The sequence below is a fragment of the Microbacterium sp. 69-10 genome (assembly GCF_001897945.1).
Taxonomy (GTDB): Bacteria; Actinomycetota; Actinomycetes; order Actinomycetales; family Microbacteriaceae; genus Microbacterium.
This window is the reverse complement of the sequence record NZ_MKRT01000021.1, coordinates 93,246-100,759: the sequence shown is the minus strand read 5'-3', so window position 1 is coordinate 100,759 and position 7,514 is coordinate 93,246. Positions and strand designations below refer to the sequence as shown.

Annotated in this window: 9 protein-coding genes; 5 read left to right on the top strand and 4 right to left on the bottom strand. The window is 68.6% G+C overall.

Annotated elements, in window-relative coordinates; all coding sequences use genetic code 11:
* The first annotated feature begins 45 nt into the window (after positions 1-45).
* Genes BGN97_RS09020 through BGN97_RS09010 form a run of 3 tightly spaced genes read left to right on the top strand, consistent with a single transcriptional unit; the run spans position 46 to position 2,003 of the window.
* The gene (locus BGN97_RS09020) at positions 46-1,332 is read left to right on the top strand and encodes a M18 family aminopeptidase (RefSeq protein ID WP_292700304.1); all 1,287 of its coding nucleotides are present in this window, start codon (positions 46-48) and stop codon (positions 1,330-1,332) included.
* 39 nt (positions 1,333-1,371) lie between these two features.
* Positions 1,372-1,599, top strand: coding sequence for a hypothetical protein (locus BGN97_RS09015; RefSeq protein WP_292700302.1), 228 nt, complete (start codon positions 1,372-1,374; stop codon positions 1,597-1,599).
* Positions 1,599-2,003: a type II toxin-antitoxin system VapC family toxin gene (locus BGN97_RS09010; protein ID WP_292700301.1), complete on the top strand. Its 405-nt coding sequence runs from the start codon at positions 1,599-1,601 to the stop codon at positions 2,001-2,003. The genes BGN97_RS09015 and BGN97_RS09010 overlap by 1 nt, the downstream gene beginning before the upstream one ends.
* A 12-nt stretch (positions 2,004-2,015) precedes the next feature.
* On the opposite strand, the gene BGN97_RS09005 is transcribed toward BGN97_RS09010, so the two are convergent.
* The 4 genes from BGN97_RS09005 to BGN97_RS08990 all read right to left on the bottom strand — a co-directional run bounded on the left by BGN97_RS09005 (position 2,016) and on the right by BGN97_RS08990 (position 5,962).
* Positions 2,016-2,420 (bottom strand): arsenate reductase ArsC, encoded by a 405-nt coding sequence (locus BGN97_RS09005; protein ID WP_292700299.1) that lies wholly within the window; start codon positions 2,418-2,420, stop codon positions 2,016-2,018.
* A 25-nt stretch (positions 2,421-2,445) separates the two neighbouring features.
* Positions 2,446-3,438 carry a metalloregulator ArsR/SmtB family transcription factor gene (locus BGN97_RS09000; RefSeq protein WP_292700296.1) on the bottom strand — a complete coding sequence of 331 codons (993 nt, stop codon included), beginning with the start codon at positions 3,436-3,438 and terminating at the stop codon, positions 2,446-2,448.
* Positions 3,435-4,544 (bottom strand): ACR3 family arsenite efflux transporter, encoded by a 1,110-nt coding sequence (gene arsB / locus BGN97_RS08995; protein ID WP_292700295.1) that lies wholly within the window; start codon positions 4,542-4,544, stop codon positions 3,435-3,437. Before arsB ends, BGN97_RS09000 begins: the two co-directional genes overlap by 4 nt.
* Before the next feature lie 116 nt (positions 4,545-4,660).
* Entirely contained in the window at positions 4,661-5,962 is a 1,302-nt protein-coding gene (locus tag BGN97_RS08990) for an FAD-dependent oxidoreductase (protein WP_292700293.1), read from the bottom strand.
* A gap of 298 nt (positions 5,963-6,260) precedes the next feature.
* Here BGN97_RS08990 and BGN97_RS08985 point away from each other — a divergent pair, with 298 nt between their 5' ends.
* Together BGN97_RS08985 and BGN97_RS08980 are read left to right on the top strand one after the other, a co-directional pair.
* Positions 6,261-6,608 (top strand): metalloregulator ArsR/SmtB family transcription factor, encoded by a 348-nt coding sequence (locus BGN97_RS08985; RefSeq protein WP_292700290.1) that lies wholly within the window; start codon positions 6,261-6,263, stop codon positions 6,606-6,608.
* Between the two features lie 73 nt (positions 6,609-6,681).
* On the top strand, positions 6,682-7,514 hold an 833-nt coding region (locus BGN97_RS08980), incomplete at its 3' end, for a cytosine permease (protein WP_292700286.1).

The following is a 7,514-nucleotide window of genomic DNA, read 5'->3' as shown; positions in this document are numbered from 1 at the left end:
GGGCCTGCCCGGCCGATCCGGCGCGCCCCGACTAGCATCGAAGGCATGCCCGTCAGTCCTGCCGCCCTCGCCCACGCCTCTGATCTCGCGGACTTCGTCGCCGCCTCGCCGTCGAGCTACCACGCCGCCGAGGAGGTCGCGCGGCGACTGCAGGAGGCCGGATTCGCGCGGCTCGATGAGACCGAGGCCTGGCCGACGCAGGCCGGCGGCCGGTTCGTGGTCGTGCGCGACGGTGCCGCCATCGGCTGGGTCGTGCCGTCGGATGCCACGGCCACCACGCCCGTGCACGTGCTGGGCGCGCACACCGACTCCCCCGGCCTCAAGCTCAAACCCAAGCCCACCACCGGCTCGCACGGCTGGCTGCAGGCCGCCGTGGAGGTGTACGGCGGCCCGCTCCTCAACTCCTGGCTCGACCGGGAGCTGCGGCTCGCCGGCCGCCTGGCCCTGGCGGACGGCCGTGTGGTGCTCGCCGCGACGGGTCCGCTGCTTCGCCTGCCTCAGCTGGCGATCCACCTGGACCGCAGCGCGAACGAGGGCCTCTCCCTCGACAAGCAGACCGGCACGCAGCCCGTGTGGGGCCTCGGCGATGCCGCATCCGCCGACATCCTCGGCGAGCTCGCCGCCGCCGCCGGTGTCGACGCCTCGGAGATCCGCGGGTACGACGCAGTGGTCGCGGATGCCGCGCGCGGAGCCGTCTTCGGCAAGGACGACGCGTTCTTCGCATCCGGTCGCCTGGACGACCTCGCGTCGGTGCACGCCGGTGTCGTCGCCCTGATCGAGGCGTCGGAGTCGCCGTCCAGCGGAGTGATCCCGATGCTCGCCGCGTTCGACCACGAGGAGCTGGGCTCGGCATCGCGCTCCGGCGCCGCCGGCCCCTTCCTGGAGGACGTGCTCGTCCGGCTGTACGCCTCGTTCGGAGCGGATGCCACCCACCAGCGCCGTGCGATGGCGGCCTCGTGGCACCTGTCCAGCGACGTCGGGCACTCGGTGCATCCGAACTTCGCCCACAAGCACGACCCGGTGGTGCAGCCGCTGCTGGGCTCCGGTCCGATCCTGAAGATCAACGCCAACCAGCGCTATGCGACGGACGCCGTGGGCGCCGCGGCCTGGGCGGGCTGGTGCGAGAGCGCCGGGGTCGGCTACCAGGAGTTCGTGTCGAACAACGCCGTGCCGTGCGGCTCGACCATCGGGCCGATCACCGCGACGCGCCTGGGCATCCGCACGGTCGACATCGGCATCCCGATCCTGTCGATGCACTCCGCGCGCGAGCTCGCCGGCGTCAGCGACCTGCACGACTTGTCCCGCGTCGCCCGCGCCTTCTTCGCGGACTGAGGCCTAGACATGCATTCTGCATGTGATTAGCATTGATGCATGTCAACCCTGCAGGTCCGTGATGTTCCCGAGGATGTGCACCGGATTCTGAAGTCCCGTGCCGCAGCATCCGGGCGCAGCCTTTCGGAGTACACCCTCGGCATCCTCACGCGCGAATCCCGCCGGCCGACATTCGATGAGCTGATGGAACGCGTGCGGCTGAGGGGCTCCGTCGACATCGGCGATTCGGCCGTCGACATCATCCGAAAGGACCGCAACGCCGCCTGATGCCCACGGTTCTCGACGCGTCGATCCTCGCTGACATCCTGCTGTTCACGCCTCGTGGGCAGCGAGCAGCCGCATCGATTCATCCGACGGCATCCGACTTCCACCTTCCGCACCTCGCCGACATCGAGACCGCATCGGTTCTGCGCAATCTCGCCCGAGGAGGACTCGTCGCGCCAGACCGAGCCGCGACAGCGCTCATCGATCTGCGAGACTTCCCGGCGAAGCGCTGGCCCGCCACCTCGTTCTTCGAACGCATCTGGGAGCTACGCGAGAACGCGACCACGTATGACGCCTGTTACCTGGCACTCGCCGAGGAACTGGACGCGAAGTTCGTCACCGCAGATGCGAAGCTCGCCCGGGGAGTGGCACACATCGCGCGATGCCCGATCGTTCAGATCGACTGAGCCTCGCGCCGATCAGATCAGCTCGCCGACCAGCTTCTCGATGCGTGCGCGGATCTCGTCTCGGATCGGACGCACGGCATCGAGTCCCTGACCGGCGGGATCGTCCAGCTTCCAGTCCTCGTAGCGCTTGCCGGGGAAGAACGGACAGGCGTCGCCGCACCCCATGGTGATGACCACATCGGAGTCCTGCACGGCCTCGGTGGTCAGCACCTTCGGATGCTCGGTGGTGATGTCGATGCCCAGCTCACCCATCGCCTCGACCGCGACGGGGTTGATCTGCTCTGCAGGCATCGAGCCGGCGGAGCGGACCTCGATGCGGTCGCCGGCGATGTCGCGGAGGAATCCGGCCGCCATCTGCGAACGGCCCGCGTTGTGCACGCAGACGAAGAGGACGGATGGCTTTGATGCCGCGGTCATGGCTGCTCCAGGAGGGCTGATGTGATCAGTGGGTGAGTTCGTTGACGAGGGCGCGGACGCGGCCTTCGATGTCGTCGCGAATGGCTTCAGCGCCTTCGCGGGAGGCGAGGGCGGGGTCGCCGACAGCCCAGTCGTCGTAGCGGATGCCGGGGATGATCGGACACACGTCGCCGCAGCCCATGGAGATGACGACATCCGCCGCACGGACAGCGTCATCGGTGAGGGGCTTCGGGAACCGCTCGGCGGCGGCGGCGCCCTCGATCTCGGCGAGGATCGAGCGCACATGCGGATGGATCGCTTCGGCGGGGCTGGACCCGGCGGAGCGGGCGATGACCCTGCCGTCGGCGATGCGGTTCACGAGCGCAGCTGCGAGCTGAGAGCGGCCCGCGTTGGCGACGCAGACGAACAGCACCTGCGGCACAGAGCGGGTGCGATCCCGAGTGACATCAGCCAATCGCTGGCGGGCGAATCGTTCGGTGAGCGGGACGAGCGCTCCGGTGACCTTCGCCGTGCGTGCGAGCGACATGTACGACTCACGGACGATGCCCAGGACGATCTCCGGGGCGAGCTCCGGGATCTCGGCTGCGAGTTCGTCGGCGAGGTGGGTGATGCGGAGGTCGAAGTCCGGGCGGCTGTCACGGTCCTCGCTGGCTCCGGCCACGCCGGGCTCCGTCATCGTCGCCGGCGCGAAAGAGTCCAGCAGTGCGGTGACAGCACCGCGGCGGCTCGCGTTGATGCGGTACCAGACCCAGGTGCCGCGGCGCTGGGCGGTGAGGATGTCGACGTCCTTGAGCACCTTGAGGTGGTGGGAGATGGTGGGCTGGGACACGTCGGCGAGCTCGGCGAGGTCGCACACGCAGGACTCACCGCGCGGGTCGGACGCGATCGCGGACAGCATGCGCAGTCGCAGCGGGTCGGAGAGCGCCTTCAGCGTCGCGGCGACAGCATCGGCGGTCTCCTGGCCGATGGCGTGAGTGGCGACCGGGCTGCAGGCCTCGCCCGTCAGGGTGACGTTCACGAGGTGCTCCTTTCGCCGATGTACGGATCGGTGTGGAACCAGGCGCGTGCGGCCCAGAGGGAGACGTAGACGAGCCCGACGAGGACGGGCACCTCGATGAGCGGACCGACCACACCCGCGAGGGCCTGCCCGGAGGCCGCGCCGAAGGTGCCGATGGCGACGGCGATCGCGAGCTCGAAGTTGTTGCCCGCCGCGGTGAAGGCCAGCGTCGTCGAGCGAGCGTAGTTCAGCCCGAGCACCTTGCCGGTGAAGATGCCGGCGAACCACATGATCGCGAAGTAGGCGAGCAGCGGCAGCGCGATGCGAGCGACATCCAGGGGATGCGACGTCACCTGCTCTCCCTGCAGCGCGAACAGCAGCACGATGGTGAACAGCAGCCCGTACAGCGCCCACGGCCCGATCACCGGCAGGAACCTCTCCTCGTACCAGTCGCGGCCGCGGCGCCTCTCGCCGATCCACCGGGAGGCGAAACCCGCGACCAGCGGCACGCCCAGGAACACCAGCACGTTCAGCGCGATCTGCCCGACCGAGATCTCCAGCCCCTGCGTGTCCAGCCCGAGCCACCCGGGCAGCACGGTCAGGTAGAACCAGCCCAGCAGGGAGAAGGCCACGACCTGGAACACCGAATTGATCGCGACCAGCACCGCAGTCGCCTCACGATCACCGCAGGCGAGATCGTTCCAGATCACGACCATCGCGATGCAACGGGCAAGACCCACGATGATCAGCCCGGTGCGGTATTCCGGCAGGTCAGGCAGGAAGATCCACGCCAACGCGAACATGATTGCCGGGCCGACCATCCAGTTCAGCACGAGCGAGGAGACGAGCAGCTTCTTGTCTCGGGTGACCGCGGCGATCCGGTCATAGCGGACCTTGGCCAGCACCGGGTACATCATCACGAGGAGTCCGAGCCCGATGGGCACCGAGATCCCGCCGACTTCCATCCGGCGGAGCAGGCCGGACAGCGCCGGCACGAACCGCCCGAGCAGCAGACCGGCGATCATGGCGAGGCCGATCCACAGCGGCAGCCACCTGTCCACGGTGGACAGACGCGCTGTGGCGACGGGAGCAGAAGTGTTGATCAGCTCCGCATCTTGATTCGACATGTTTCTATATTGACATCTGTCGAATCAAGCCTCGATCGGTCGCGGGATCATTCACCGAGTCTTCACCTGGGCAGGCAACGAGCGGCCCGGGGATGAAGCCGCTCTCTCCAGCTCCGTCAGCCGATGATCGCGGGCCGTGATCCGATCTGAAGCGCAGTCGGCGCAGCGCAGCATCCGCCGTCCTCGGCGTCGAACCCGCCGGCGCCGCCGCAGACACCCGTGTCAGGGAGGACGAGGTCATTACGGGCAGCCGCGTCGTGGTCGCCGGCCAGGTGTGCCGCGACACTGCGCACCTGCTCGTACCCCGTCAGCGCCAGGAACGTCGGGGCTCGGCCATAAGACTTCGCGCCGACGATGAACAGACCGGGCTCGGGCTGCGCGAGCTGACGAGCACCGGTCGCGCCAACAGACCCGCAGGAGTGGATGTTCGGGTCGATCTCCGACGCGATCCCGGCGACAGCCTCCAGCGCACGGTCGAGATCGACACGCACTTCGCGCAGGATGCCGGTGTCCGGACGGAAGCCGGTGAGCGCGAACACGTGCGCGACGCCGGAGACCTCGCGACCGTCTTCCGCGACGATCGTCAGTCCCTCGTCGCGCCGCACGAATTCGGCGACCCGGAACCCGGTGACGATCTCGATCAGACCGGCGTCGATCGCCTCGCGCGCCCGCGCGCCGAGTGCCGCCCGCTCCGGCAGCTCGTCCCCCGCGCCTCCTCCGAACACGTTCGCAGCACTCCCGCGTCGCAGCAGCCAGCTCACCCGGGTACCGGGTTCACGGTGAGCCACCTCACTCATGCGCAGCACGGCATGAGTGGCGGAATGACCCGCACCGACGATCACGACGTGCGAGCCGGCGAGCGCGGACACGTCATCCGGGATCCGATAGGAGATCCGGTCTGCGGCAGCGGATTCGCCGATCGCAGGAAGGCCGTCTGCGCCGGCGGGATTCGGGAGATTCCAGGTACCTGAGGCGTCGATCACCGCGCTTGCGGAGACGCGTCCTTCCCGGCCGCTCTCGTCGATGGTGTGCACGATGAACGGCTGATTCCGCCGCCCGCCGTCGACGACCTTGTCGCGTCCCTGACGGGCGACGCCGGTGACCGTCTCGCCGTAGCGGATCCGGTCGCCCAGGGCCGCAGCGAGCGGCGCGAGATAGTCGCTCACCCACTCGGCACCTGTCGGGAAACCGCTCACCGGTGCCGACCAGCCCGACGGCTCGAGCAGCCTGCGCGCGGCGGCATCCGTCAGCTCCGGCCAGCCGGAGAACAGGCGCACGTGTCCCCACTCGGAGACGGCGGCGCCAGCAGCGGAGCCGCGTTCGAGGACGACGGCGCTCAGCCCGCGCTCGGTCAGATGAGCCGCGGCCGCCAGCCCCTGCGGGCCCGCTCCGACGATGACAACAGGAAGATCGGACATCACATCTCCTCAGAGGGAAGAATCACATTATGGCTTCAGAAGAATCGCGTGGTCTCCGGGCACAGGCGCACGGAAGCCCCGAGCAGACTCCCTGAACCCGCCGCACCGCTCGCGGCGGGTTCATGGGCTTCACCTCAGCAGCAGCCGGTGGGGCAGGAGCCGTCGGGCAGCGGCTCGCAGCCGGCGTCGCAGCACTCGTCCATGTCGCACCTCCCTTCATCGATGAGCATCGATATTCGGATGCTGCGATCGTCGCGCATATATTGACGACTGTCAATATGTGGAGCAGAATCGACGCATGCCGGTCCATGAGCTGATCCCCCTGCGCGATCTGCAGTCCTGCTGCGCCCCGCTCACCCGCGCGCCGCTGTCCGCCGAGAACGCCGCATCGCTGGCATCCTCGCTCAAGGCCATCGCCGCCCCCGCCCGTCTCCGCATCCTGTCGATGATCGCCGCGCACGCCGACGGCGAGGCGTGCGTCTGCGATCTCACCGAGCCGCTGGGACTCAGTCAGCCCACCGTCTCCCATCACCTGCGCGTCCTCGTCGACGCCGGGTTCCTCGAGCGCGAGAAGCGCGGCACCTGGGCGTTCTTCCGCGTCGCCGACGGCGCGATGGAGTCCCTCACCGGCATCCTCGGGAGCTGAGCAGCGCGTCCCCTCGCGCGGCGGCAGGCGCGGATGCCAGGATGAGCACAACCCGAACATCCCGGAGGCACCCATGTCCGCGAGCATCGAAGCCGCAGGCCCCGCTCTGATCGAGCGCACCGGCATCGAGATCATCCCCGAGTCCGACCGCACGGCCAAGCCGCGCGACCTGTTCTGGCCATGGTTCGCGGCGAACGTGTCGGTGTTCGGCATGTCGTACGGCTCGTTCGTGCTCGGGTTCGGGATCTCGCTGTGGCAGGCGACGGTGGTCTCGGTCGTCGGGATCATCGTGTCGTTCTTCCTGTGCGGGCTGATCGCGATCGCCGGGAAGCGGGGCTCGGCGCCGACAATGATCCTGTCCCGTGCCGCCTTCGGCGTTCAGGGCCAGAAGCTGCCCGGCATCGTGTCGTGGCTCACATCGATCGGCTGGGAGACCTCGCTGGCGATCACGGCTGTCCTCGCCACCACGACGGTGTTCCGCAGCCTGGGCTGGCTGAGCGCCGACGACCAGGGCATCGGGCTGAAGATCGTGGCGACCGTCGCGGTCGCGGCGCTCATCGTCGCGGCATCCGTGCTCGGGTACCACACGATCATGAAGCTGCAGTCGGTGCTGACCTGGCTGACCGGTGCGATGACCGTGCTGTTCCTGATCCTCACGTTCCACTCCATCGACTGGTCGACCGCGTTCTCGCACCCGGACGGCACCCTCGCGCAGACCATCGGCGCGCTCGTGATGGTGATGACCGGATTCGGCCTGGGCTGGATCAACATCGCGGCCGACTGGTCGCGGTACCAGAAGCGCACCGCATCCGACGGGCAGATCATCGCCTGGAACACCATCGGCGGCTCGGTCGCGCCGATCGTCCTGGTCTTCTTCGGTCTGCTGCTGGCGGGCTCGAACCAGAA

What these genes read in the sequence shown, in the direction of transcription:
- BGN97_RS08990 (WP_292700293.1), bottom strand. Translation starts at nt 5,962, where the DNA reads ATGTCCGATCTTCCTGTTGTCATCGTCGGAGCGGGCCCGCAGGGGCTG.
- arsB (WP_292700295.1), bottom strand. Translation starts at nt 4,544, where the DNA reads ATGTCGAATCAAGATGCGGAGCTGATCAACACTTCTGCTCCCGTCGCC.
- BGN97_RS09020 (WP_292700304.1), top strand. Translation starts at nt 46, where the DNA reads ATGCCCGTCAGTCCTGCCGCCCTCGCCCACGCCTCTGATCTCGCGGAC.
- BGN97_RS09005 (WP_292700299.1), bottom strand. Translation starts at nt 2,420, where the DNA reads ATGACCGCGGCATCAAAGCCATCCGTCCTCTTCGTCTGCGTGCACAAC.
- BGN97_RS09010 (WP_292700301.1), top strand. Translation starts at nt 1,599, where the DNA reads ATGCCCACGGTTCTCGACGCGTCGATCCTCGCTGACATCCTGCTGTTC.
- BGN97_RS09015 (WP_292700302.1), top strand. Translation starts at nt 1,372, where the DNA reads ATGTCAACCCTGCAGGTCCGTGATGTTCCCGAGGATGTGCACCGGATT.
- BGN97_RS08985 (WP_292700290.1), top strand. Translation starts at nt 6,261, where the DNA reads ATGCCGGTCCATGAGCTGATCCCCCTGCGCGATCTGCAGTCCTGCTGC.